Annotated in this window: 23 protein-coding genes; 9 read left to right on the top strand and 14 right to left on the bottom strand. The window is 39.4% G+C overall.

Translation table 11 applies throughout. The annotated features are described in order from the left end of the window. Positions 1–156: 156 nt before the first annotated feature. The 6 genes from ACYVM0_RS01000 to ACYVM0_RS00975 form a co-directional block, all read right to left on the bottom strand. Entirely contained in the window at positions 157–1,050 is an 894-nt protein-coding gene (locus ACYVM0_RS01000) for a helix-turn-helix domain-containing protein (RefSeq protein WP_460551119.1), read from the bottom strand. Between the two features lie 266 nt (positions 1,051–1,316). Beyond that, a complete protein-coding gene (locus ACYVM0_RS00995) occupies positions 1,317–2,729 on the bottom strand; it encodes an outer membrane factor lipoprotein domain-containing protein (RefSeq protein ID WP_460551117.1) in 1,413 nt (470 codons plus the stop codon). Between the two features lie 56 nt (positions 2,730–2,785). Then, positions 2,786–5,950: an efflux RND transporter permease subunit gene (locus tag ACYVM0_RS00990; RefSeq protein ID WP_460551114.1), complete on the bottom strand. Its 3,165-nt coding sequence runs from the start codon at positions 5,948–5,950 to the stop codon at positions 2,786–2,788. Between the two features lie 105 nt (positions 5,951–6,055). Continuing rightward, positions 6,056–7,198 (bottom strand): efflux RND transporter periplasmic adaptor subunit, encoded by a 1,143-nt coding sequence (locus tag ACYVM0_RS00985; protein WP_460551112.1) that lies wholly within the window; start codon positions 7,196–7,198, stop codon positions 6,056–6,058. Positions 7,199–7,494: 296 nt separating this feature from the next. Further along, entirely contained in the window at positions 7,495–8,130 is a 636-nt protein-coding gene (locus ACYVM0_RS00980) for a TetR/AcrR family transcriptional regulator (protein WP_460551109.1), read from the bottom strand. A 164-nt stretch (positions 8,131–8,294) separates the two neighbouring features. Then, the gene (locus ACYVM0_RS00975; RefSeq protein ID WP_460551106.1) at positions 8,295–9,188 is read right to left on the bottom strand and encodes a helix-turn-helix domain-containing protein; all 894 of its coding nucleotides are present in this window, start codon (positions 9,186–9,188) and stop codon (positions 8,295–8,297) included. A 498-nt stretch (positions 9,189–9,686) separates the two neighbouring features. Between ACYVM0_RS00975 and ACYVM0_RS00970 the strand changes: the two genes are divergently transcribed. After that, entirely contained in the window at positions 9,687–10,349 is a 663-nt protein-coding gene (locus ACYVM0_RS00970) for a porin family protein (RefSeq protein ID WP_460551104.1), read from the top strand. A gap of 193 nt (positions 10,350–10,542) precedes the next feature. Here ACYVM0_RS00970 and ACYVM0_RS00965 read toward each other — a convergent pair whose 3' ends face one another. The 3 genes from ACYVM0_RS00965 to ACYVM0_RS00955 all read right to left on the bottom strand — a co-directional run bounded on the left by ACYVM0_RS00965 (position 10,543) and on the right by ACYVM0_RS00955 (position 12,863). Further along, positions 10,543–11,361 carry a universal stress protein gene (locus ACYVM0_RS00965; RefSeq protein WP_460551101.1) on the bottom strand — a complete coding sequence of 273 codons (819 nt, stop codon included), beginning with the start codon at positions 11,359–11,361 and terminating at the stop codon, positions 10,543–10,545. A gap of 251 nt (positions 11,362–11,612) precedes the next feature. After that, on the bottom strand, positions 11,613–12,620 hold the full coding sequence (locus ACYVM0_RS00960; RefSeq protein WP_460551098.1) for a helix-hairpin-helix domain-containing protein: 1,008 nt from the start codon (positions 12,618–12,620) through the stop codon (positions 11,613–11,615). Positions 12,621–12,668: 48 nt separating this feature from the next. Further along, positions 12,669–12,863 (bottom strand): hypothetical protein, encoded by a 195-nt coding sequence (locus ACYVM0_RS00955; protein ID WP_460551096.1) that lies wholly within the window; start codon positions 12,861–12,863, stop codon positions 12,669–12,671. Between the two features lie 274 nt (positions 12,864–13,137). Between ACYVM0_RS00955 and ACYVM0_RS00950 the strand changes: the two genes are divergently transcribed. Next, positions 13,138–15,105 carry a sensor histidine kinase gene (locus tag ACYVM0_RS00950; protein WP_460551094.1) on the top strand — a complete coding sequence of 656 codons (1,968 nt, stop codon included), beginning with the start codon at positions 13,138–13,140 and terminating at the stop codon, positions 15,103–15,105. Positions 15,106–15,212: 107 nt separating this feature from the next. Here the strand turns inward: ACYVM0_RS00950 and ACYVM0_RS00945 are convergent, their stop codons facing one another. From ACYVM0_RS00945 to ACYVM0_RS00930, 4 genes are all read right to left on the bottom strand, one after another. Next, entirely contained in the window at positions 15,213–15,605 is a 393-nt protein-coding gene (locus tag ACYVM0_RS00945) for a hypothetical protein (protein ID WP_460551092.1), read from the bottom strand. A gap of 142 nt (positions 15,606–15,747) precedes the next feature. Next, entirely contained in the window at positions 15,748–16,188 is a 441-nt protein-coding gene (locus ACYVM0_RS00940; RefSeq protein WP_460551090.1) for an Hsp20/alpha crystallin family protein, read from the bottom strand. Positions 16,189–16,436: 248 nt separating this feature from the next. After that, entirely contained in the window at positions 16,437–16,886 is a 450-nt protein-coding gene (locus ACYVM0_RS00935; RefSeq protein ID WP_460551088.1) for a pyridoxamine 5'-phosphate oxidase family protein, read from the bottom strand. Between the two features lie 7 nt (positions 16,887–16,893). Next, positions 16,894–17,418: a YciE/YciF ferroxidase family protein gene (locus ACYVM0_RS00930; protein WP_460551086.1), complete on the bottom strand. Its 525-nt coding sequence runs from the start codon at positions 17,416–17,418 to the stop codon at positions 16,894–16,896. Between the two features lie 223 nt (positions 17,419–17,641). Between ACYVM0_RS00930 and ACYVM0_RS00925 the strand changes: the two genes are divergently transcribed. Then, complete coding sequence (locus tag ACYVM0_RS00925) at positions 17,642–17,827, top strand: hypothetical protein (RefSeq protein WP_460551083.1); 186 nt, start codon at positions 17,642–17,644, stop codon at positions 17,825–17,827. Positions 17,828–17,858: 31 nt separating this feature from the next. On the opposite strand, the gene ACYVM0_RS00920 is transcribed toward ACYVM0_RS00925, so the two are convergent. Continuing rightward, positions 17,859–19,061: a phospholipase D-like domain-containing protein gene (locus ACYVM0_RS00920; RefSeq protein ID WP_460551080.1), complete on the bottom strand. Its 1,203-nt coding sequence runs from the start codon at positions 19,059–19,061 to the stop codon at positions 17,859–17,861. 406 nt (positions 19,062–19,467) lie between these two features. Between ACYVM0_RS00920 and ACYVM0_RS00915 the strand changes: the two genes are divergently transcribed. From ACYVM0_RS00915 to ACYVM0_RS00890, 6 genes are all read left to right on the top strand, one after another. Then, positions 19,468–20,001, top strand: coding sequence for a nitroreductase family protein (locus tag ACYVM0_RS00915; RefSeq protein WP_460551077.1), 534 nt, complete (start codon positions 19,468–19,470; stop codon positions 19,999–20,001). Positions 20,002–20,045: 44 nt separating this feature from the next. Continuing rightward, complete coding sequence (locus tag ACYVM0_RS00910) at positions 20,046–20,438, top strand: hypothetical protein (protein ID WP_460551074.1); 393 nt, start codon at positions 20,046–20,048, stop codon at positions 20,436–20,438. A 38-nt stretch (positions 20,439–20,476) separates the two neighbouring features. Further along, positions 20,477–20,743, top strand: coding sequence for a zinc ribbon domain-containing protein (locus ACYVM0_RS00905; RefSeq protein ID WP_460551071.1), 267 nt, complete (start codon positions 20,477–20,479; stop codon positions 20,741–20,743). Between the two features lie 147 nt (positions 20,744–20,890). Beyond that, positions 20,891–22,513 (top strand): alkaline phosphatase PafA, encoded by a 1,623-nt coding sequence (gene pafA, locus ACYVM0_RS00900; RefSeq protein WP_460551068.1) that lies wholly within the window; start codon positions 20,891–20,893, stop codon positions 22,511–22,513. 138 nt (positions 22,514–22,651) lie between these two features. Beyond that, complete coding sequence (locus tag ACYVM0_RS00895) at positions 22,652–23,674, top strand: hypothetical protein (RefSeq protein WP_460551065.1); 1,023 nt, start codon at positions 22,652–22,654, stop codon at positions 23,672–23,674. 39 nt (positions 23,675–23,713) lie between these two features. Then, positions 23,714–24,163, top strand: a complete 450-nt coding sequence (locus ACYVM0_RS00890; RefSeq protein ID WP_460551062.1) for a hypothetical protein — start codon at positions 23,714–23,716, stop codon at positions 24,161–24,163. The last annotated feature ends 80 nt before the right edge of the window (positions 24,164–24,243 follow it).

The following is a 24,243-nucleotide window of genomic DNA, read 5'->3' as shown; positions in this document are numbered from 1 at the left end:
CAGAACAGATAAACAGGGAATTTTATGCTGCAAAGCTGCAACTACAATGTACATCCGATTTTAAGGTGACTGATTTTATTCAATAAACTCCTGAACTAAAAGAAGCCCGTAAAATCCATCTGATCCCGATCATCCGTGTGCAAGAAAAGTTATTCCCTAATGGGATATTCTGAATTCAGAAGGCGTAAAGCCCGTATGTTTTTTAAAAAATTTACTGAAGAAGAATTGATCACTGAAATGAAGATGGTCGGCTACATTGGCAATAGATAAAGACGGATCATTAAGCAAGATCTTTGCTTCCATGATCACCATTTCATCAATTAATTCGCCACAGGTTTTATTGGTAAGTTCCTTTATCGTTTTTGTTAAATGCTTGGGGGTAATAAAAAGCAGGCCGGCATAAAACTGTACGCTGCGTTCTTCTTTAAAATGCAGCGGTAAAACTTTTAAAAACGACATCAGTATATTTTCCTTACGGGTGATCTTAAAGTCTGTTTCGTTGCGATGCTTTCTTGAGATTCCCGCCAGCTCGTACATAAACAAGTTAAAGGCATGACTGATCAGTTCATCCCTGAAAGGGTGTTCCGTATCGTATCGGTCCTTCTCGTGCAGCAACAGCATGATCTGCGACAGGGCTGCAGCTTCATGATCGGCCAGTAAATAATAAGGGTCGCTTTGCGATGAAAAAAAAGTGAAGGCATCGGCATGTTTCCTGTTTACGCCTGTTTGCGAAAGAAACCCGGGAACGAAGCCCATGGCAATAAAGGAATTATCCGACTGATCAACAAATTCATGTATGGTATTGGGTGTAATAATTAAAAGGCCATTTTTTTCAGTATGATAATCTACAAGATTTAACCGCACATGAGCCGTACCGCCAAGCGTGAGTATTATAATAAAATGGTCGATCCTTACAGGTACATAGGGCTCTTTCTCCCTGGTTAAATCACTGCTTTTAAATAAATGAAAATCATTGACCATTTTCTTCCGCCCGGTATAAGATATCAGTTCGCTGATACTTACAGAAGTTATGGGAGCTGTTTTCTGCATTTAAAGATTAGTTGGTTATTTGGATATACAAATATAATTTATCGAACTACCGGTAGCATCAGCATATTAGGTTTATCCACTTTCCCGGAATAAAGCGGGAAATGCCGGAACACGGATGACAGAGATTGAACGGCTTGTAAATAATTTTTTCCGGCAAAAGATCATTTTATTCAATAATTCACTTTATCATCAGTGACCATCACTTCAACCCGTATCATCCGTGTTCAGACATACAACTTTGCCACCGTTGCCTTACCATTTCCTGCTTATTTCCATCCTCCTCCCAGTGCCTTATATAATTCCACCACTGCATTCAACCGGTCTTTCTTAAGTGCCGCCAGTTCCAGTTCTCCCTGCAATACATTACCCTGGGCTGTTATCACTTCAAGATAAGTGGCCATACCGTTCCGGAATAACAGATCTGAATTGATAATCGCCTGCTTTAAAGTACTCACCCTTGTTAGTGCAATATCCTGTTGCTCTTTCAGTTTATCCGTCTTCACCAATGCATCAGACACTTCCCCTACAGCTGTAAGCACCGATTGCCTGAACAGGATCACTGATCTTTCTCTATCGAGCTTTGCCAGTTCGTATTTTGTTTTTAATTGTTTACGCTGAAACAGCGGCTGTGTGATGCCTCCTGCAACAGTTCCAAACAATGATGCAGGGATATTAAACCAGTTACTTGCCTTAAAAGCATTAAGGCCACCAGCTGCGGTAATGGTTAATGCAGGATACATATCAGCTTTTGCAATACCCGTTTTTGCATTGGCAATATCCAATGCCAGTTGATAACTTTTTACATCGGGCCTGTTGCCTACTAACGCTGATGGCAACCCTGAAGATAATTTATCTGTAAATGTAATATTGTTGATAGAAACGTTACGCTCAACAGCTCCCGGCTGTATACCGGTCAATACACTCAATGCATTTTCCTGGATGGCAATATTTTGTTGTAAGAATGGCAGCAGTTGTACTGCTACCAGCCGCTGTGCTTCTGCCTGTTGAACGGCAAGCAATGTTACCTGGCCGGCCTGGTATTGTAATGTAATGATGTGCAGGGTGCTGTCATTCAACAGAAGATTTTTACGGGCAATATCAACCTGTGCATCCAGCATCAGTAAATTGTAATATCCTTTGGCTACAAGAGCCACAACATTTGTCTGTATTGCTTTTTTAGCTTCGGTTGTTTGCAGGTATTCTGCAAGGGCTTTGGCTTTTTGGTTTTTTATCTTTCCCCAAATATCTGCCTCCCATGAAACAGCAGCGTTGATATTATAATCTTCCACATAAGATTTGCCCAGGTACTGGCTTAAACTTAAACCATTTAAACTATTATCAGATGGCCGGGTAATACCCGCTGCCGCCTGCAATTTTACTTCGGGCAAATACCCGAGTTTAGTTTGCTTTACTATTAATTGAGCAGATGCTATATTTTTTAACGCAGCCTGCATGTCATAATTATTCGTAATGGCGCTATCTATTAATTTTTGCAAAGCAGCATCAGTAAAAAAGTTCTTCCATTGAATGCCGGCAATATTTGCTGTATCTGTATTTGCAGCATTTCTGTAGGTTGCCGGCAAAGCTGCCTGCGGCACAGTATTTTTCTCTGTTACTTTACAGGCAGCCAGTATCAGCAGCGCCAGTAAAGGAATATATGTTCTTATTTTTGTGTTCATATTTTTTCATTTAACCCTGCCCGTTAGCAGGCTGATTATTTATTTTTACGGATAGCCTATTTAACATGGTCTAACCTGTCCTCTATCCAGTTATCTTTTTCTACTATTTTTTTGCTGCTGACTTTTTCCTGCAGAAACTGAAATACAGTAAACAACACCGGAATAATGAAGATACCCAGCAACACCCCTGTCAGCATCCCTCCTACTGCACCGGTACCTATTGAGCGGTTACCCATCGCAGATGCACCTGTTGCAGTTAACAATGGTATCAATCCTGCAATAAATGCAAAAGATGTCATTAATATAGGCCGCAGGCGCAACCTTGCTGCTTCAATAGCGGCATGCTTAATTGAAAGCCCTGCCTTTCTTCTTTGTACGGCATACTCCACTATAAGGATGGCATTTTTTGCCAGCAAACCAATAAGCATGATAAGCCCCACCTGTACGTAAATATTATTCTCTATGCCTGCAAAACTGATAAAGGCAAATACACCCAGCAAACCGGTAGGCACCGATAAGATAACTGCCAACGGAAGTATATAACTTTCGTATTGTGCTGCCAGTAAAAAGTATACAAACACCAGTGACATGATGAATATCCAGGTGGTTTGTGAACCCGCCTGTTGTTCTTCTCTGGTTAAGCCAGACCATTCATAAGCATAGCCCCTTGGTAAATAAGCAGCCGCCACTTCCTGCACTGCTTTTAAAGCCTCGCCTGAACTAAAGCCGGGTTTAGGTACACCATTAATAGTTACTGCATTAAAAAGATTGTTCCTTGTTACTGTTTCGGGGCCATATACTTTCTCTAATGATAACAATGTTTTTACAGGGATCATTTGCCCGGTATTGTTTTTTACCTGTACATCATTTAATGTGGATGGATCAATACGGTAAGCAATATCCGATTGCAGTATTACTTTATATTGTTTTCCAAAGCGGTTAAAATCCGATGCCTGGTAACTACCGTAATACACCTGTAATGTTTGCAGCAACTCACTTATGGAAACACCCAGTTGTTTGGCCTTACTTTCATCAATATTTACTTTGTATTGAGGGTTGCCGGTGTTGAACGTGGTAAAGGCATAAGCGATCTCTTTACGTTTCATCAGCTCACCAATAAAGCCATAAGCTGTACTGCTCAGGTCCTCCAGTTTGCCGCCCGCCCTGTCCTGCAGCAACACTTCAAAACCATTGGTATTACCAAACCCCTGTACGGTTGGTAAGGTAAAGGTGAAAAGATCTGCGGCAGAAATAACGGCGAGTTTTTGATTTACTTCGCCCAATATCTTGTTGATATCTTCTGTTTTGCCCCTTGTTCCCGGTTTCTTTAATTTTACAAAGGCCAGTGCACTGATAGGGCTTGTGGCGTTGGTAATAATATTCATCCCTGCTACACTGTAAGATTTTTCAACAGCTTCCACGGTAGCAATAATACTGTCCACTTTTTCCACCACTTTTTTTGTACGTTCCAACGAAGCTCCCGCAGGCATGTTCAATGAATACAAAAAGATGCTCTGATCTTCTGTAGGAATAAATCCTGTAGGTGCTTGCTTTACCAATACAATTGTACCAATGGTGATAATAACAAGGCCTGTTAATGCGATCCATTTTGTTTTGATCAAAAACTTAAGGCTGTTACCGTAGCGGTTGGTTACATTAGTGAAACCTGCATTAAAAGCACTAAAGAACCGTTTTTTAAATCCTTTGGATTGATGATCGCCATGGTGCTGGTTTTTCAGAAATAATGCAGCTAAAGCGGGACTGAGTGTAAGCGCATTCAATGCCGAGATAAGAATGGCTATTCCCAATGTAAAGCCAAACTGTTTATAAAAAATACCTGCGGGGCCCTGCATAAAACCAACAGGAACAAATACTGCAGCCATCACCAAGGTGATGGAAATAATAGCGCCGGATATTTCACCCATACTTTTAATGGTGGCTGCCCTGGCAGGCAAATGTTCTGTTTCCATTTTTGTATGCACTGCTTCCACAACCACTATCGCATCATCCACCACAATACCAATGGCCAATATCAATGCAAATAAGGTAAGTAAATTAATGGTAAAACCAAACAACTGCATAAAGAAGAAGGTGCCCAGGATAGCCACGGGTACTGCAATTGCGGGAATAAGTGTACTGCGAAAATCCTGTAAGAAAATAAATACCACAATGAACACGAGGATAAATGCTTCTATCAGGGTACGTTTTACTTTTTCTATTGATGCATCTAAAAATTCTTTTGAAGAATAAGGAACAAATGTTTTGATGCCTTTGGGTAATGCTTTGTTTACACCTTCCATGATCCTGTTTACTTCAGTAAGTATATCATTGGCATTGGAACCGGCAGTCTGGTAGATAATGATACCGGTTGAAGGACCTTTATCAACCGTAGCCGCTGCAGTGTAACTGAATGAGCCAAACTCTACCCTGGCAATATCTTTAAGCTTTATTGCCGACCCGTCGTTATTGCTTTTAAGAATGATGTTTTCGTAATCTTCATTTTTATTCAGTTTGCCTTTGTACTTGATCACATATTCAAAAGATTCCTTGCTGCCTTCGCCGAATTTGCCCGGTGCGGCTTCAAGGTTTTGTTCTTTGATAGCTGCCATTACTTCCTGTGCCGATAAGTTATAGGCCGCAAGCCTGTCGGGCTTCAGCCATATACGCATGGCATAATCTTTTGAACCAAAGATGGTGGCCTGCCCTACGCCATGTACACGTTGTATCTCCGGTACTATATTGATCTTGGCATAATTCTGTAAAAAGGCTTCGTCATAAGCAGTGTCTTTACTGTATAAGGCAATTGCCATAATAATGCTGTTCTGTTGTTTTTGTGTACTCAACCCGGCCTGTAATACTTCTGGGGGCAGTAAACTATTGGCCTTGGCTACACGATTTTGTACGTTAACAGATGCAATGTCCGGATCTGTACCTGATTTAAAAAACACACTCAGCGTCATGGTACCATCGTTGTTGGAGTTGGAAGTCATGTAGGTCATATTCTCCACCCCGTTGATGGCTTCTTCCAGCGGAGTGGCTACCGAACGGGCCACTACTTCGGCACCGGCGCCGGGATAATTGGCTGTTACCTGTACCGCAGGCGGTGCTATATCCGGAAACTGGGTGATGGGTAACGATAACAGTGACACGATGCCCAGTAATACCAGCAGTATAGATATAACTGTGGAAAGAACCGGGCGTTCTATAAATTTTTTGAACATATAATTTAAATTAGATGGCCAGGTTGATGTAATATTTTGCCATTATGCCGGCAAAGCCTGCATTTACAATTATTCCTGACCGTTAGTGATTATTTTTCTGCCTGTTTATTTTATAAGTGAAGCCTGTAGCACACTGTCTGCCGGTATTTGCTGCGGCGTAATAACTGCTCCGTCCCGCAGGCGTTGTATACCACTGTACACAATGGTTTCGCCGCTGGTAAGCCCCTTGCTCACTAAATAATTGTTACCGCTTTTGCCGTTAACCGTTATTTGTTTACTGGCTACTTTATTACTGTCGCCTACTGCAAAAACAAATATCTTATCCTGCAATTCATAAGTAGATTCCTGTGGCACCAGTAACTGGTCTTTGTGCAGCGAAGGGATGAGTATCTTACCGGTAATGCCTGAACGCAATATCTTTTCCGGGTTAGGAAATGAAGCCCTGAAGCTGATAGTGCCGGAAGTTCTGTCGAACTGTCCCTGTACCAATTCAATTTTTCCTTTGGTGTTGTAAACAGTATGGTCGGGCAGTTGCAGGTCAACAGGAGGAATATTTTTTATCTTTTCTTCGGTTGATTTTCCCTGGTATTGTGCAGCGAATGATAAAAAGTCGGCTTCGCTCATGGCGAAATAGGCATGTACAGTATTCACTTCGGAAAGAACTGTAAGCGGCAATACTTCCCCGTTACCCACCAGGCTACCCTGCTTGTAGGGAATATGGCCGATATAGCCGCTAACCGGTGCCGTTATTAAGGTATAGCCAACATTAATATCGGCACTTCCCTTAGATGAAACAGCCTGTGCGTGGGCGGCTTTGGCTGCAGCCAGGTTTGCTTTGGCAGTTTTCAGCTGCACTTCGGCAATCACTTTATTATCTACCAGGGGTTTTAACCTGTCTACTTCAATCTGTGCTTTTGCTATGGCTGCATCAGCTGCCTGTACGGATGCCGATGCATTGTTGGAATATTCGTTGTAGGCTGCACTATTGATCCTGAATAGTGGCTGTCCTTTAGATACCCAGGCGCCTTCTTCTGCGTAGATCTTTTCCAGGTAGCCGCTAACCTGTGGCCGTATCTCCACATTGGTAGCCCCTTCAACAGATGCCGGGTACTCCTGCCAGGTAGTGGCTTGGTTGGCAACGATCTTTACCACCGGAAGTGACGGAGGCGTAGAAGGCATTTGATTCATTGATTTTGCTGTGCAGGAGGCCAGAAAAATGATGGCGCTGTATTGTAATAGCTTGTTCATAACGTAATTAAATTGTTTAACAGTGTTAAGTATTTTGTCTAAAAAAAACAGTCTTTTTATAAACTGCCGGTATTTGCAGAAAGGCAATAATTTCCGGATCATTACGGCCTGCCCTGCTTTTGTATTAATTAAAAAAGGGTTGAATTGTCAGAATAAAATGGGAGTTATCACCGGGTGAGATTATTATCAGGGACTAAGTGAGTGTTGTTGGTTTTTAAAGTTTTGGTTCATTGCTGTTAGTTTTATAACGTTATTAAATGGTTTAACAGCGTTAATTAGTATTTAAAAAAATATAGTTACTTCATGGAGTTAATAATGCTGCTGATGGCGTCCTTCAGCACTTGTTCATTAATGCCCTCCGGTGTTTGCTGACGTGTCATGTTTATAGAAATCAGCCCGTGCACTACCGACCACATGGTGTAATATTTGGTACATATATAATCCTCTGTCCGCTTGCTCTCAGGGATCAGTTCTTCAATTTTATCCCAAAGCATATTGGAAGGTGCCTGCATATCCGGGCAGGTATTTTGAAAAGCACAGCAGTTCACTTCCACCCCATACATTACCTGGTACAATTCCTTTTCGGCAAAGGCAAAATTCCAGTAGGCCAGCCACATCGCTTCCAATTGTTCCGCAGGGTCAGTAAGTTTATTCCTGGCTTCCTGCATTAGCTTGCCCAATTGTACATAGCCCTGCCGGGTAAGTTCATTCAGTATGGCGTCTTTGTTGGCAAAATATTCATAAATGATCGGGGCTGTATATTCGATCTTCTCAGCTATTTTACGCATACTCAACGCCTGCCAGCCTTCTTCTTTTACGATATCAATAGATGCTTCAAGGATATTAGTCCTTGTTTCATCTTTTAATCGCTGTATTCTTTCTTTACTGGCCATTATATTCCCGGCATTTACTGTGGTTAAATAATTTAACACCGTTAAGCAAAGTTACAGTGTAATTTTCCAGACCACCAAATATTTTTATTAAAAGAGAAAAAAAATTGCTTTTTGTATTGAGCAGGAGCTGCTTTTAAAGGGCAGCAACGGCTTTCGCCAGGCCATATTACTATTTAAAGATAATGAGCTGCTGTACAGTTAATTTATGTGGTTGTCCGGAATTCTGTAGGCGTAAGCCCGGTGTGGTTCTTAAAAAATTTACTGAAGAAAAACTGGTCGCTGAAATGCAGGCTGTCTGCAACATTTGCTACAGAGCGGGACATATCATTCAGTAGTACCTTGGCTTCCATAATTACCATGTCATCTATAATTTCGCCACAGGTTTTATTGGTAAGTTCCTTTACTGTTTTGGTTAAATGCTTGGGGGTTATAAAAAGCTGGTTGGCATAAAACTGCACACTGCGCTCTTCTTTAAAATGTTCGGGTAGTATTTTTAAGAAAGACATCATGATCTCCTCCTTACGGGTAAGTTTAAAACTCCGGCCTTCCCGCTGCTTTTTGGCAATGGCGGCCAGTTCAAACATAAAAAGATTAAAAGCATGCTGTATCACTTCTTCTTTAAACGGATGCTCCTCTTCTGTATGATCTTTTTTGTATAATAAAACCATCAGCTCATGCAGTGTTGCGGCTTCCTCTGCTGTAAGCTGAAAACAGGGATCGCTTTGTGATGAAAAAAAAGTAAACGCATCTGACTGCCGTTTGTTAACATTCACCCGGGCAAAGAATCCGGGAACAAAACCCACTGCTATAAAATCATTCCCTGCGCTCCTGCTGAATTCATGTATAGTATTAGGTGTAATAACCAGGAGGCCATTTTTTTGAATTACATGATCAATAAGATTTATCCTTACTTGTGCAGTTCCTTCAATAACAAGCAGAATTATAAAATGATCGATCCTTACCGGCTTTGAAGGTTTTTCAGCTTTGCTGAGCTCACTGCTTTTGAATACATGAAAATTGTTTTCAGGTTTAGTTCTGCCGGTATGGGCAATGATGTCATTAATGCTTACGGAAGTAATAGTTTCGGTATTTTTCATCTAAAAAACTCCTGACCTGGTTTAATGACCAGGTATACCGGCAGACGTTTAAGCGACAGTAATGTTTTAAAAGTTGTGTGATATTTAAAAAAAAAGTGAAAAGACAAAAAATCCGGCTTTCATATATCCCTCGCCCGGAACATAGCAATGATATAGTTTTAAAAGCAGCCTGCTATTTTTTGATGTGTTGGTATTTTCCCTATTCCATGATTAAAAAAAGACGTTGTTGTTCTTTTTGCGACATTCAGACATATACTCACTCCCTCCAAACATTTGCAGGCAAAAATTCCGGGTGCAATTTTACATCGTGAATCTGAAACAAAAAAAATGATAGTGATCATCGCATTTCAGATCATAGGAGTTACATGTTGAATTGAATATCCGGAAATTGAAGTCAGCGTGAATATCAAATTGCGTGCTTTTATATGGTCAGACGGGGGCGTCAGACCAAGGTAGAACACAGCAAAGAACAATTAATCTAAAATAAAATTAAAATTTATGAAAAAGTTTTTTATGTATGCGTTTGCATTAGGCAGTTTACTTACCGTAAAATCAGTTAACGCACAAAAGGGATTCTCTGTAAGCGTAAAAGGAACCCCTCAATTTAGTTTTCTTGAAAACAAAGATGACAACAACAATAACAGTTATAAGCGTAAAGCTACTTTCAATGTAAATTTTGGCATTGGCGGTGCTTATAATTTCACCGGTAAACTTGGTGTTGGTGCAGATGTGTTGTATTCTTTGCAGGGACAACGTTACACACTTAACAGCAGTAACGAATACAATCAAAAGAATGAGTACATTAAAGTGCCGGTATATTTCAGTTACAATACTGATGCTACTAAAAAAATATCTTTTATTGGAAAATTAGGACCACAGGTTAGTTTTATAACCAGCTCTAAACTGGATGATAAGGATGGCAATGAAATTATCGGCGATACAAAAAGCCATTATAAGTCAGCAACTTTTGGAGGAATGGCTTTGGCAGGTGCACAATACAAATTGAACCGCAATTTATACCTGAGCACTGCGGTACGTTTTGATACTGATTTCACTAATGCAGAAGATGACAGTTACAGTGGCTATGTTGCCGGCAGGGCAAAGACTTACAATATGACAACAGGCGTAGAAGTAGGATTAAAATATATGCTCAATAAATAATTGTTTCAGGCATTGAGGTTGGTTTTAGGTTACTTAGGTTTTGGCTTAAGTTGAAAGGGAGATGTAAGTCTCCCTTTTATTTTTCCTTTCGGTGCCTGTAAATTCAGGAAAATAAAATTCCTGATTTCCTCCTGTTCATGCTGTTCTTCTTAAAGCGCTTTATCAAAAGGCCCATTGCCTGCCGATGAAAGAGTTACTGATGAAGTATCATTACAGGAACATGGCTATGCATAATAAATTGCCGGGTATGACTTTTATGAATCAGCCTTTCCAGCAATGCATGGCGCTTTGGCAAAGCAATCAACAGGTCAATATTATTATTTACAACAAAATTGATAATGCCGGTGTCTGTATCGTGGTCGTTAATAAAATGATAACTTACTTTTATCGGGAATAACATTTCTTCCAGTAAACCAGATTGAAATACAATTTCGGGATCAAATTTTTCTTCTGTGCCGATATTTAATACATGTAATTCAGCATTAAAATCTTTCAGCAGTAATTTTATTTCGCCAATGGGAATGGTATCTGTTACATTCATAAAATCGCAGGCAAGACCGATCTTTTTTACCGCCGAAAATTTACTTTCTTTGGGTACTGTTATTAACGGCCAGTCCAGGTGCTTCATTGCGCTTACGGTATGACTACCAAAAAACAAATGTTCTGCGGCAGTTGTGCCCTGGCTACCCATTATTACAGCATAAGGCTGTAATTTTTCACACACATTTTTTAAACCATCTAAAAAAACTGCCTGTATTGCAATGGTACTGATACTTAATTTACCCCCCGTTTTTTTATTTAAATCATCTTTTAGTTTATTCAATTCCATTTCAGCATCTTTTTGCAACGCTTCAAAATTAGCTGCCACCGGTATCTCCATGTAGCTTACCGGGATATCATAGGTATTAAGTAAAACGATATCCGCCCCGATTGACTGTGCCATAGCTGCGGCATAATCGGCTGCGTTTGAAGCAGCAGGGGAAAAATCTGTAGCAACCAGTAAGGTTTTCATAAATTTATTTTTTAGGTTAATAATTTTTATGTCATTGCTATAGTAGTAAACAACATTTTCTATAGTGAAATTACTTAGTACCGGGCTCTTGTTTGATGACACCAGTCACCAGGCCTCTTGACAAAAATCATTATACACGTAATAGTTTACAAAATAGTATTTCATGCTCTTTAATTGAGTATAGCATGCTGCCATTATTGTTACTGCAAAATATTTTCAGCCCCGGTTTACACTGCAACAGATGCACCTGGCTACTTTGTCATTGCTTTTTCTATTTCCCCTTTATCCAATCGCTGCTCTGGCGGAATATACTTCATATGCAAAAACCGGTAAATCTCCTCTTCCCCGGCCCCCATTAATCTTTTGTTAGTAGCAATTTCAAATAGTCCGTATTCATTTATTTTGTAGCCCATATTGCGGGCAATAGTGCGTAGTTTAATATTATGCTCCCTGGAACCGGTAAAGTATAATAATGCTGCGCCATATTCGTAATTGTGTACCAGTCTTATATCAACCTGTATATTTTTTTGAGTAAGTAACACACTGATCTTTGTGGTTCCCTTCACCAAAACTTTTTTTACCATTGGTAAAGCCATAAATCTTTCTACAATCCGTTTTCTATGCTGAGGCGCTGCCACTGCAATGATGTCAATATCACCAATGGTTTCTTTTTTCCTGCGAAGGCTGCCTGCAAGTGTTGCCTTTTCTACCCCGGGAATTTTGATTAATTCAGAGATGATCCTGTTGCCAATTTTTTGCGCCACTGCAAAAGGCATTCGTTCGGGTTGTTTAATTACTTTAAGCTCCCGTTTTAAATTTTCTATTTTTTTTGCACCAAACCCGGGAATGCTTCCCAGCTTATCCTGTTGCAGTAATATTTCCAGGTCTTCCCTGTTGTTTACGTTCCTCTGCTGATGTAATATCCTTAACGTTGAAGGCCCGATACCGGTAATATCCAATAACTCCAGTAACTTATAAGGCACCTGCGTTTTCAATTGCTCAAATGCCTTTATTTTACCTGTCTTTAAAAACTCTATGATTTTTTTAGCAATACTTTCGCCAATGCCGCCAATGGCATCCAACGATTTTACATTTGCTGCGTACATTGAGATATCCTCAGTCATGTTATAAAGTATCTTAGACGCATTTTCGTAAGCCGTTGCCCTGAACCGCATGTCATTTCCCAGGTAACGGTAACAATCTGCCATGCGGTGAAAGATGACCGATAAGGCAATATTATTTTGAATGGGCTTTTTCATGGTCAAAGTGATTTACAATCAAAATCAGCTGATTATTTCAGCAACAAATTACATGCCTGTTGCGGCCACTAAAATGAGTTGCGTTAAAACAAATAATTTTAAATGGTTTCCTGAAAAAAGGGGTCCGGATAAAAATCCAACCCCGGTTAAGCGATTCAAAATCCTATGAAAACCAAATAAAAATACGACCATGATATTTTTATTCTGCAATCCGTAGTTACCGATACCGATGATTGAAATCACGGGTGGCAGTTTTATTTGAAGAATAAAATAAACAGGGGATCTCCGGTGTGCATGATTTGGCTGCGGCGCAAATTTCAACAGCAAACAATGGCCGGTTTTTACAAAAGAAGCAGCGTCCTGTTACTTAAAAAAAACACTTCATGTCATCTATCATAACAGTGCCTGACACCAGTCATTACTATCCGCAGCAAAAGTTTTTAACTTTTATTCATAAATGATAGCAGGCTGTTTCAGCATTTTTTATGTACCTGTAAAATATATCTACCTGATTATTATGCAATCCCTTAATTACGATAGCCATTATTTTGAGCATCCCCTTTTTTTTGCCTTAAGCGATAACATGCGTGAGGGTGCTGCCATTATTGAAGCTGCTACAAGAAAGTTCATCTATTGCAATCAGTCTTTTCTTAACCTCTTTGGTATTCACTCACTGGAGGATATTACTATAGAACTAATAAGGATATTGAGGAAGGATGCCATTACTGCAGCTATCATTGCTGAAAGGGAAAAAATCATCAGGGAGAAGAAGATTTTTTATGAATTGGTGGAATACAGGTCATTACAAGGTGAAACTTTTTTTGCCGAGGCATCAACCAGGCTGTATACCAATAAAGGAACAGATTATTTTCTGTATATAATTACCCCGGTTGACAAGACCTTTTTTGAAGCTGCTACCATGGCCATATTGATGGTAAACAAAGCCGGTGAAATTGCCACTATCAATTCGTTTGCATTACAATTGTTTGGGTACGAAAAAAAAGAGATCATTGGCAAAAAGATTGAACACCTTATCCCTGCACGCTTTCATCATACACATGTTGCTCACCGGCACGAATATATACAGCAATCGCAAAACCGGTCAATGGGAGTTGGTATGGATTTATTTGCCCTGAAGAAGGATGGTACCGAGTTCCCGGTGGAAGTTAGCCTGGGCAATTACTGTACTGATGGCCATACCTATACAATTGCCTTTATCAATGACATTTCATTTCGCAAAGAAGCTGAAACCAAATTAAAAACGCTAAACGAAGAGCTTGAATTTGAAGTTGAGCAACGCACAACAGACCTGAAGAAAACACTGCATGAGTTAGAGATTTCCAAAGCTGAACAACAAAGGATCTTTTCTTTTCAAAAAGCTTTGCTGGATAATGCAGGTGTGATGATTGTAAGTGTGGATACCGCCGGTATCATACAGGCTTTTAACCAGGAAGCAGAAAGAGAACTGGGCTATAAAGCCGCAGAACTTATAGGCAAATTTAAACCCCTCATCTATCATGACCCTACACTTGTTGTAGCCAGGGCAAAAGCATTATCGAAAGAATTGCGTAAGGATGTTCCGCCGGGAATGGAATTGTTTCATGCAAAAGCACGGCTTGGACTGCTTGATGAAAACGAATGGATGTATGTAAGAAAAGATGGCACCAAATTTCCGGTACAACTAAGTATTACTGCAATGAAAGATGATGAAGGGAATATTACGGGTTATGTAGACGCCGCCGTTAACATTTCTAAATTAAAAAAAATTGAACTTGATCTTCAACAGGCACTGGAACGGGAAAAAGAACTCAGTGAATTAAAATCGAGGTTTGTATCAATGGCTTCGCATGAATTCAGGACTCCTTTGAGTACCGTTCTCTCTTCCTCCTACCTTATTGAAAAATATACCAGCACTGCCGAACAACCAAAAAGAGAATTGCATTTGCAACGCATTGTTACTTCTGTAAAAATGCTTTCCGATATACTGAATGATTTTTTGAGTGTGGGTAAAATTGAAGAAGGAAAATTACATGCCAGATTTTCAACGTTTGATATTAAAGAATTTATTACAGGTGTGATTGATGAAATGAATGGTAACCTGCAAAAGCATCAAAAAATAAACTACCAGCACCAGGGCGATAATACGGTATACCTGGATATTTCCCTGCTTAAACACATTTTATTGAACCTGATTTCAAATGCGTCTAAGTTTTCACCACAAAAAAGCATGATTGAAATAAAAACCTGGTGTAGTAACGGGCACCTTAAATTGTCAGTAAAAGATTACGGTATGGGCATCTCAGAAACAGATCAGCAGCACCTTACGGAAAGGTTTTTCCGTGGCGCTAATGCCACTAATATACAAGGTACGGGGCTTGGGTTACATATAGTTTCAAAGTACGCCGAATTAATGAATGGAACGGTACGCTGCAAAAGCGAAACAGGTAAAGGCGCCGAATTTATACTAACGTTTACAAGTGTTTAAAATTACCAGGGTAAGCCTTACTGCTATTGCCAATTAACTTAAGAAACATTTATCTGTTTTGGGAGATTTTAAAAATGAATTTTTTTATTGCACTACAGGTTACCTGCTCATTTGGCGGCAGCTGCATTTTCCAATAAAAAACTATTAAATTCATATTTCAATTTCAGGAATTGTTTTTCTATGTTTTCTGTATTATAACTCAATTTCCTTATCATTTTACCAATCTCATCGCTATCCGGATCATCATGAGATAACTCCTGGCGGTGTAATAATGTTTCAACGTCGGCAACATCATTTCGCAGCAGGCCGATCAGTTCATCTTCTGTTATAAACCTGCTTTGAAAGACCTCCAGCTTTTCCAGCATTTTTTTATTAACATTACTTTTAAGAATTTGCGAAAGCCTGTCCTTAAAAAAAATATTTTCTTCCATTAAAAAGTTGAGAGAACGTTTGAAACTGTTGATCTCACATCTGAATTGATATAGTAGTATGTCGGACATATATCCGGATATTTAAATTCACCGTAAAATTCACCAGGGCATACAGGGCATATTTTTTAAACGCAGGAGCAGTTACCATTTATAGTTTGTATCTAAAAGCTCCGCCAATAAATGACGGAGCTTCAGGCCAACAGGAGCTGGCTTATTTAACAGCAATATGTTTTGCTGAAAGTTTTTTTGCTCCTTCTTTAAATGGCAATGAAATTTTCAAAACGCCATCTTCATATTTAGCTTCAATTTTGTCATTATTTATTTCTTCGGGTAATGTAAAACAGCGACTGAATGAAGAGTAATTGTACTCCCTGCGGGTAAACTGTTTATCCTTTTCTTCTTTATTTTCTTCTTTCTGGCTGCTGATGGTAAGCAGCTTATCATTTACATCTATATTAAAATCGTCTTTTTTCATTCCCGGTACGGCCATCGTTACCTGGTAATGATCTTTGTGTTCAATGATATTTACAGCCGGTACATTTAATGCAGGAACGGCCACTCCATTATCAAACCACCCGTTAAAGGGTTTTAAAAAATCATCAAAAAATAATGGCATTCTTTCGCTTACTTTAGCTAATGTTTGTGTTGACATAATAACCTCCGTTTTTAAATTTTAAAAAATATATTACGAAACAAATGTAATTACCCAACTATTGTTCAGCAAAACCTATCGTCATTGCAAACAATGAGAATGGTCAATACCCGGTATTATTTTATGTAACCGGTTTCAAGTATTCCTTTAATGATATTGGGGCATTCTTACGCAGTAAACATTATATGACTTAAAAAAGTTACCGCTTTACACTTTGCTTAAATCATCAGCACCATGCAGTAATATTTTCATTGCTTTTCAAACCGGCCGGTAACCGTATTAATTTTAACGCGGTACATTACCTGTTTTATACGGGTGCTATCATCTATCGTTCCTGTAGCTTCATGCCCATAAGGATTTATGGTACTGCTTGTTTTTAAAGTAAATATATGCCCGAATAAAACTGCTCTTGCTTTATCTGCATCTTCACCGGATAATTCTTCAAACCTGCCATAGATAACCACACTCTCCCAGTTACGCATATCCGTCATTGTATCCACTTCAAAACATACATTCGGATTTTTACGCAGCAGCTGTAATTTTAATCCTTCGTTAGATTGGCCGTAAATATATGTACCATCATAAACATAGGTAACAGGTACAATATAGGGTTGCATATCATCGCAACATGCCAGTCTGCCAATCACCCTGCTGGATAACACATTCTGAATCTGCATATTGGTAAGCTCACCTGTCATGATCCTTTTATTGTGGTAACACAAATGGTGTTCTGGCGTTATTATTTATCTCAAATGCGGCAAGTTGCGAAAGCCTGTCATCAATTTGTTTTTCCTTTACTTCAGCTTCGTGAAATACAACTGCCTGTTTTTCCATTTCCAAAGCATTGGCAAATGCTGCCGCTGTACCGTATGTACTGATTTTGTAATGATTGATAGCCTGAACACCGGCCAGCAAACAGGCATCTTTTATAGCGGCATCAGCACAGCGGTTTAATTTTTCTTCAGTTTCATCAATGAAGGCCTGCATTACACGATTGCTAAGGCTTATCGAATTGATCTCTTCCGCTTCTTCAAACATTTCCATTTTCTGAATATTCTCCTTCACAATATCCAGGTAGCGTTGCAATATTGTTTTGAGAATTAAGGACTGTGCATTTATGATCCATTTATCCAGGCTTTTTTTTAACTGAATTTCTGCACTGGTAAATTTACTGGCTTCATAATCCAACAGATTATGAAGTGTGGCAATTACGGGGGTATTTTCTGACATAATAATATAGTTTTATTGCTACTAAATTAACTATCCATTCATGTTGTATAAATGATACCCGTCAAGTAAAACATTGACGGTACTCACCGTCGCATTATTTAAATACCCTGTTTATTACTGATAACTGTCACCGGCAAAATTGATTGCAGGCATTTTAAATTGCCGTTAAATGATTTTGCTTTGTCTGCATAACCAAATTGAATCAACTTTTAAATTACCCGTCATGCTTCCCAAAAAACTACCGGTTAAACCTGTTGAGATTCCGGTGCCAAAAGAAAAACCGGAAATTGAATTACCGATTGATCCTGAAGCGCCTTTAATTCCTGAAGAAGATCCGGACATAATACCCGAGGAAAATCCATTTGAAACACCGCCATTTGAATTACCCGAACCAGGGGAAGGTCCATAGTGAAAATAAAGCAGTAACAGCAGCAAGGCCATTACTGATCATTTTTCCTGGTAATTTTTTGACGTTTAAAATAAAAAGTAAATAAATAAAAAATCAAGCGGATACCCTGGTAGGAGCACCAGCGGATAAATTGATTAAATATATTTGTGGAGTGTTTATGCTTTTCCTCCGTGATCTTTATGCAATCATTCAGTATGATCTTGTGGAAGAGCTGATCCATATCTTTAGAGAAATTTTTATTGAACACATCGATATTCAGTTCTATACTGGCATAGGCACTGATATTATTTACATTATAAGAACCTATCGTAACCCATTCCCCGTCGCAAACAGCAACTTTGGCATGAAGAACAGCAGACTGGTATTCATATAATTCTATTCCATTTCTTAATAACCAATCATACATCCAACGCTCTGCATTTTTTGCCACTTTAACGTCTGATATCCCGGCTGTAATTATTTTTATTTTTACACCTCTTTTTGCAGCGTTACTTAATAATCTCCTGATCACTTTGCCCGGCAAAAAGTAGCTGCACAAAATTGTAACGTGAGATTTCGCTTCTCTCAACATTTTTATGTAGGTAGCTGATATTTCATTTTTTCGTCTCACCCAATCATTACGCCTTACAAGTAACCTGCTCAGCTCCTGATTTTTGAAGTCAAAGCTGATCAGTTTTTTTTCGCAGGGTGTTGTATCCAGTTTCAACGGAAACCCAAACCATGCTTTCCAGCAAAGCACACAAAGCTCCACGGCCACCGGCCCTTCAATATGCAGGGCAAGATCGAACCATGCAGGCTTGCCGGGAAAATCATTGTACCTGTCAGCAATATTTAATCCGCCTACCAGCGCCGATCTTGCATCAGTAACAACTATTTTATGGTGCATCCGCCTGCCAAAATAAAAATACCTGCTCCGGAAAAGCGGTTCAAAAAAACGGAAATGTACGCCGGCATCTTTTAATTCATTGATAAAAACTCCGGGCAGCGTTTGCGAAGCATAACCATCTGCAAGTAAATACACTTCAACATTTCTCCGTGCCGCAGCTTTTAAGGCATTTGCTACCAAAACGCCCGTCTCATCATCATCAAAAATATATGCCTGGAGGTGTATACTCCAGGTAGCCTGATCTATCAATTGCAACAATACATCAAAATACTCCTTGCCCCCATGCACCAGCATTATTTTATTCATATACTTATTGCCTGCTTCAATATGGTGGTCTGTATCAATCACTGAACGGATTTAAAAGTAAATGACTAAATCTGCCGTACCAGTAAACATCCTTCTTTTGCCTGTTTGCCGGATGCTTAACAATGGCCCTGAATTTTGTTACTGTAAATTTTGCTTTCTTTTAATGAAACATGAATGACGTCAGTCAGCGTAACCTATGACTTAGTCTGGTATATTTTGAGTGTCGGCTTAATTTGTTATTACCAAGTACGGAATACAACAGTTTGTTTTGCTGCCATTATTTATAGCGGTAAAATTTACAGCCCGGATTTTAAACAACCTGATCACCCGGATGAATTACAACAACTGGTATTGCGGTTAAATTTGACCATCGTCATTACTCCTGTTAATGAGCATCATTGTTACAGTAATAATCATGGAATAGTTTTAGACCATAAAATTTAGAAAAATGGACACCCTGCTACAAAAAGATGCCCTTACTGTTATTCAGGAAAGAAAAAGTGTACGCCATTTTACCGGTGAACATGTAATGGATACTGATATTGACAAAATATTGCGTGCAGCCATGGCTGCCCCTTCTGCTATACATATGATGCCATGGAAATTTATTGTTGTGAAAAATAAAGCACAACTAAATGCACTGGCTGAAGGTTTGCCCTTTGCAAAAATGCTTAGAAAAGCCGGGGTTGCAATTGTTGTTTGTGCAGTGCCCGAAGAAGCTGCCACGCATAGCGAAGCCTATGCTTTACTTGATTGTGCCTGTGCCAGCGAAAACATACTACTGGCAGCAGAAGCCCTTGGTTTGGGAGCAGTATGGACTGCAATATATCCTAATGAGGCGTTGATAGATTTTATAAGAGGAGAACTGAAAATTCCCAGGCATGTGATACCGTTGAATGTAATACCAATAGGCTATCCTACAGGTGAGGAAAAACCCCAGGATAAGTTTAACGCAAAAAATATTCACAAAGAAAAGTGGTAAGCTGACCGATAAGAAAATACTGTGTTCAATTAAATGAAAATCATATGCCCAACAATATTGCAACCTTTTATGTTGATGAGCTTTCGGACTGGACTGATGCCATTGCTTTTTACAACAACGAAATCCACGACTTTGAAAAGAAGTTAAGTGATGTGATCAGCCGTAATTCGATACCTCATATAGCCAACAAGGTAGAGGTACAACAATCAAAATTAAATATGGTAACAGAAAAATTTCAGGAACTGCAAACAGAAATGGAGCAGCAGCACCGGTTGCTTAAAACAAACAGCAGTTTAATTGACGACCATCTTATTAACAACGAAACAGCAAAAAGGCAAAACGAATTGCGGCGCAAGATGCAGGCTGCTGAGAGGGAATACGTGGATGTAAAGTTCGATTGCTACGATTTTTTATCCGGCACATTAAAAAAACAATAATTATCCACCCTTATTTAATCATCTGTAAATCTTCATTTATGAACAGCACAACATTTTGCCAAAGTTGCAGTATGCCGCTTGATAGGCCTGAATTAGCCGGCACAGAAAAAGATGGCAGTAAAAATCAGGAATATTGTATCTACTGCTATCAAAACGGGGCCTTTATTAATCCGGGGATGACACTGGAAGAAATGAAAGTGTTGGTGAAAGAGCAAATGGAAAAAATGAAAATAGACAACAATCTCATTACTGCTGCGGTAAATATCTTACCCACATTAAAGAGATGGAATGGAAAGTCTCATTGATAAACAAGGCTGGCTTTATTCAGGCCAGCTTTTTTGTTTATATAAAATAACAAAGAGTAGCTCCGCAACTGATTACGATCATTGGTAAAAAGATCATGCGCTTTTATTTTTATGTGGTTGTATTTAATTCACTTTAAAACATGGTTTATGAAAAAAATACTCACCCTTGTGCTTTTTTATTTTTCAATGATACCTGTGAATGCGCAGGTAGCTGCAACACTAAGGCCAAAGCTGGTGGTGGGTATTGTAATAGACCAGATGCGTTGGGATTACCTGTACCGCTATTACGATAAGTATGCAGAGAATGGAGCATTTAAAAGATTACTCCGCCAGGGCTTCAGTTGCGAAAACACCATGCTACCATATGCACACACAGTAACAGCATGTGGCCATACCAGCATATACACCGGTACAGTACCAGCAATTCACGGTATTACAGGAAACGACTGGTGGGAAAAAAGAAACAGCGATTACCAATATTGTACCAGTGATACATCAGTATTAACAGTTGGCAGTGCTACTGTTGCAGCCGGTGCCATGAGCCCACGAAATATGATGGTGACCACCATTTGTGATGAACTGAAATTGGCTACCAATTTCAATAGTAAGGTTATCGGTGTTGCGTTAAAGGACCGCTGCGGTATTTTGCCCGCCGGCCATAGTGCAGATGCAGCTTACTGGTATGATACCAAAACAGGAAACTGGATCTCTTCTACCTATTATATGAAAGCGCTCCCGGATTGGGCCACTAATTTTAACGCATTAAAATTAGTGGATAGTTGTTATGCCCTTGGATGGAAAACGCTTTACCCTTTGACTACTTATACAGAAAGTTCTGCCGATACGGTGGTATATGAAAATAAATTGTTTGGAAGTGGCTTTCCTTACAATCTCTCACAATACACCGGCAGGAATTATAATGTTGTACTCGCCACTCCCTATGGCAACACCATTACAACAAGGTTTGCAAAGGCAGTTATCAACAACGAAAAAATGGGGGCTGATAATACGACTGATTTTCTTGCGATCAGCTATTCAACACCCGACTATACCGGACATTCTTTTGGCCCCAATTCCATTGAAGAAGAAGATGTATTTCTACGGCTTGACAAGGAGCTGGGAGAATTCCTCGACTTTTTAGATAATAAGATCGGCAAAAACCAGTACCTGCTTTTTTTAACTGCTGACCACGGTGCTGCTCATGCACCCGGCTTTTTAAGCAGCCACAACATACCTGCAGGCCATGTTCAGTTACAGCAATTGAAAGACACGGTAAATGCCCAACTAAAAAATAAGTATGGTAATGATTTAATTACTGCAGCAATTAATTACCAACTGGTGCTTAACACCCAATTGATTGATTCATTAAGATTAAATGTCAAAGAAGTTAAGCAACTGGTAATTAAATACGTATTACGGCAACCGGGAATAACATTCGCCATCGATATAGAAAATGTGATGCAGGCGCCGCTGCAGAATACAATAAAAGAGATGATCGTAAACAGTTATTATCCCGGCCGCAGCGGCGATATACAATTAGTGTATTCGCCACAGTGGGTAGATGATTTTGAGAAAGGCGGCACCACCCATGGCGTATGGAATCCATATGATGCCCATGTACCGCTGCTTTGGTACGGATGGAATATTGCACAAGGCCGGTTAAACAGGGAAATAAGTATTACAGCTATTGCCCCTACCCTGGCCGCACTATTAAAAATTCAAATGCCCAGCGGTAGCCTGGGTAGTCCGATAGAAGAACTATTTAAATAGCAAAAGATGTTGAACGGAAAGCACAGAGGCCCCTCACTAACCACCAGGCGTTGTTTTATAAAAGGTTATCGGCGCAGATCAGTTTTTTTTATATCCTTAAAACAAAATGCAGCTGCTGCAATCTTTCAAAAAGTAAGCATGCTGTTGTTATTTTTCGGAATATTCAATACCGGCGTGGGGCAAAACACAGGTATTGATAAAGTTAAATTCTTTACCGACGACGAATTAATTCAGGTTACCATTACTGCTGATTTTAAAAAAATGGACAAGAAAAATATGAGGCCGGATGCAGAGCCAATTTTTTTTCCCGCTGCCATCACTTTTTTTTATCCCGATAGTACAGTAATATCCGATAATGCTGAAGTGCGGATACGGGGTGTATTCAGAAAAGAAGAATGCGTAACACCGCCGCTAATGGTAAACTTTAAAAGCCCCACAGCTGCCGCTTTAAAAAAACTGGGACATCTTAAATTAGTGAGGCCATGTGATATCTCTGTTTATAATGAACAGTTATTGCTGAAAGAATACCTGGTGTATAAAATTTATAATCTCCTTTGTGAAAAAAGTTTTCGTGTGCGTTTGATAAAACTAAAGTGTTGCTATAGCAGCGGGAAAAATAAACCCATTAGCCAGTTTGCCTTTTTTATAGAAGATGTGGATGATATGGCCAGGCGAAATCATTGCTATGAAATTAAAAGTCCCAAATTTCAAACCGAACAAACTGAAAGAAAACAAATGACATTGCTGGCACTGTTTCAATATATGATCGGCAATACAGATTGGGCAATACCGCTTTACCGGAATGTAAAATTATTACGCATCAATAAAGACAGTATGTCGCTGCCCTTTGTGGTGCCATACGATTTTGACTACTGCGGACTTGTGAATGCGGCCTATGCAATACCTGTACCCGAACTCGAAATTGCCAATGTAAAGGAACGATTATACAGGGGCTTTGCCAGAACAATGGAAGAGTTGAGACCTGCGTTACAACTTTTACAGGACAAGCGATATGCGATCGATTCACTGATCACGAATTTTGAACTGCTGTCTGCAAAAAATAAAAAGGAAATGGTGAGTTACCTGAGCGAATTTTATTCTGCAATAGCGAATGAAAACAATGTAAAACATCTTTTTATTGACAATGCCAGGAAAGAATAACAATTCTATTATTCCTTCCCGGCATCAAAATATTTTATTATGCTTAAAGAAGAATTCCTTACCCTGCTATTAAAAGAAGTATACGACAAGGAAACACTTGCTGTTTATGATTATACTGCTACCATATTTACCCCATACTCCGAAGATTTTGCAAATACCAAGAGATGGGCAGACCAGCTGGTAAGGGACAAATTAGCCATTTATTCAGATGCAGAACACACCACGCTGCAGCTCACCAATTTTGGCAAATACTGGATATTGCATGGCGGGTATGATTTGTTTTTAAAAGAAGGGCAAAGCTGTAAGAGCCATTCCAAAGAAAAGGAGGATGCCAAATTACCTTGCATCCGTAAAGATGAGTTGCTGGAGGCAAGGCTTAAACTCACTCATTACCGCATTGTAGGATTCTGGTTAATGATTGTAATTTCTTCAATGGGCTTTTTGCTCTCCCTGTATAATTTGTATTTAATATGGAGTGGCAGAAAATAACAGTCTCTGTTGCTGCACATCCTGCACTAATAAAAGCAGCAACTGCCTTGTAATTAATTTACAAGGCAGTTGCTGTAAAA

It is taken from the genome of Ferruginibacter profundus (assembly GCF_054783275.1).
This window is presented reverse-complemented; position numbering and strand designations above follow the sequence as displayed.

Bases quoted from the DNA above. Each gene is read 5' to 3' on its own strand.
- pafA (WP_460551068.1), top strand. From the start codon at position 20,891: ATGAAAAAAATACTCACCCTTGTGCTTTTTTATTTTTCAATGATACCT.
- ACYVM0_RS00915 (WP_460551077.1), top strand. From the start codon at position 19,468: ATGGACACCCTGCTACAAAAAGATGCCCTTACTGTTATTCAGGAAAGA.
- ACYVM0_RS00965 (WP_460551101.1), bottom strand. From the start codon at position 11,361: ATGAAAACCTTACTGGTTGCTACAGATTTTTCCCCTGCTGCTTCAAAC.
- ACYVM0_RS00935 (WP_460551088.1), bottom strand. From the start codon at position 16,886: ATGACAGGTGAGCTTACCAATATGCAGATTCAGAATGTGTTATCCAGC.
- ACYVM0_RS00930 (WP_460551086.1), bottom strand. From the start codon at position 17,418: ATGTCAGAAAATACCCCCGTAATTGCCACACTTCATAATCTGTTGGAT.
- ACYVM0_RS00945 (WP_460551092.1), bottom strand. From the start codon at position 15,605: ATGTCCGACATACTACTATATCAATTCAGATGTGAGATCAACAGTTTC.
- ACYVM0_RS01000 (WP_460551119.1), bottom strand. From the start codon at position 1,050: ATGCAGAAAACAGCTCCCATAACTTCTGTAAGTATCAGCGAACTGATA.
- ACYVM0_RS00950 (WP_460551094.1), top strand. From the start codon at position 13,138: ATGCAATCCCTTAATTACGATAGCCATTATTTTGAGCATCCCCTTTTT.
- ACYVM0_RS00970 (WP_460551104.1), top strand. From the start codon at position 9,687: ATGAAAAAGTTTTTTATGTATGCGTTTGCATTAGGCAGTTTACTTACC.
- ACYVM0_RS00985 (WP_460551112.1), bottom strand. From the start codon at position 7,198: ATGAACAAGCTATTACAATACAGCGCCATCATTTTTCTGGCCTCCTGC.
- ACYVM0_RS00940 (WP_460551090.1), bottom strand. From the start codon at position 16,188: ATGTCAACACAAACATTAGCTAAAGTAAGCGAAAGAATGCCATTATTT.
- ACYVM0_RS00910 (WP_460551074.1), top strand. From the start codon at position 20,046: ATGCCCAACAATATTGCAACCTTTTATGTTGATGAGCTTTCGGACTGG.
- ACYVM0_RS00975 (WP_460551106.1), bottom strand. From the start codon at position 9,188: ATGAAAAATACCGAAACTATTACTTCCGTAAGCATTAATGACATCATT.
- ACYVM0_RS00990 (WP_460551114.1), bottom strand. From the start codon at position 5,950: ATGTTCAAAAAATTTATAGAACGCCCGGTTCTTTCCACAGTTATATCT.
- ACYVM0_RS00890 (WP_460551062.1), top strand. From the start codon at position 23,714: ATGCTTAAAGAAGAATTCCTTACCCTGCTATTAAAAGAAGTATACGAC.
- ACYVM0_RS00895 (WP_460551065.1), top strand. From the start codon at position 22,652: ATGCTGTTGTTATTTTTCGGAATATTCAATACCGGCGTGGGGCAAAAC.
- ACYVM0_RS00960 (WP_460551098.1), bottom strand. From the start codon at position 12,620: ATGAAAAAGCCCATTCAAAATAATATTGCCTTATCGGTCATCTTTCAC.
- ACYVM0_RS00925 (WP_460551083.1), top strand. From the start codon at position 17,642: ATGCTTCCCAAAAAACTACCGGTTAAACCTGTTGAGATTCCGGTGCCA.
- ACYVM0_RS00995 (WP_460551117.1), bottom strand. From the start codon at position 2,729: ATGAACACAAAAATAAGAACATATATTCCTTTACTGGCGCTGCTGATA.
- ACYVM0_RS00905 (WP_460551071.1), top strand. From the start codon at position 20,477: ATGAACAGCACAACATTTTGCCAAAGTTGCAGTATGCCGCTTGATAGG.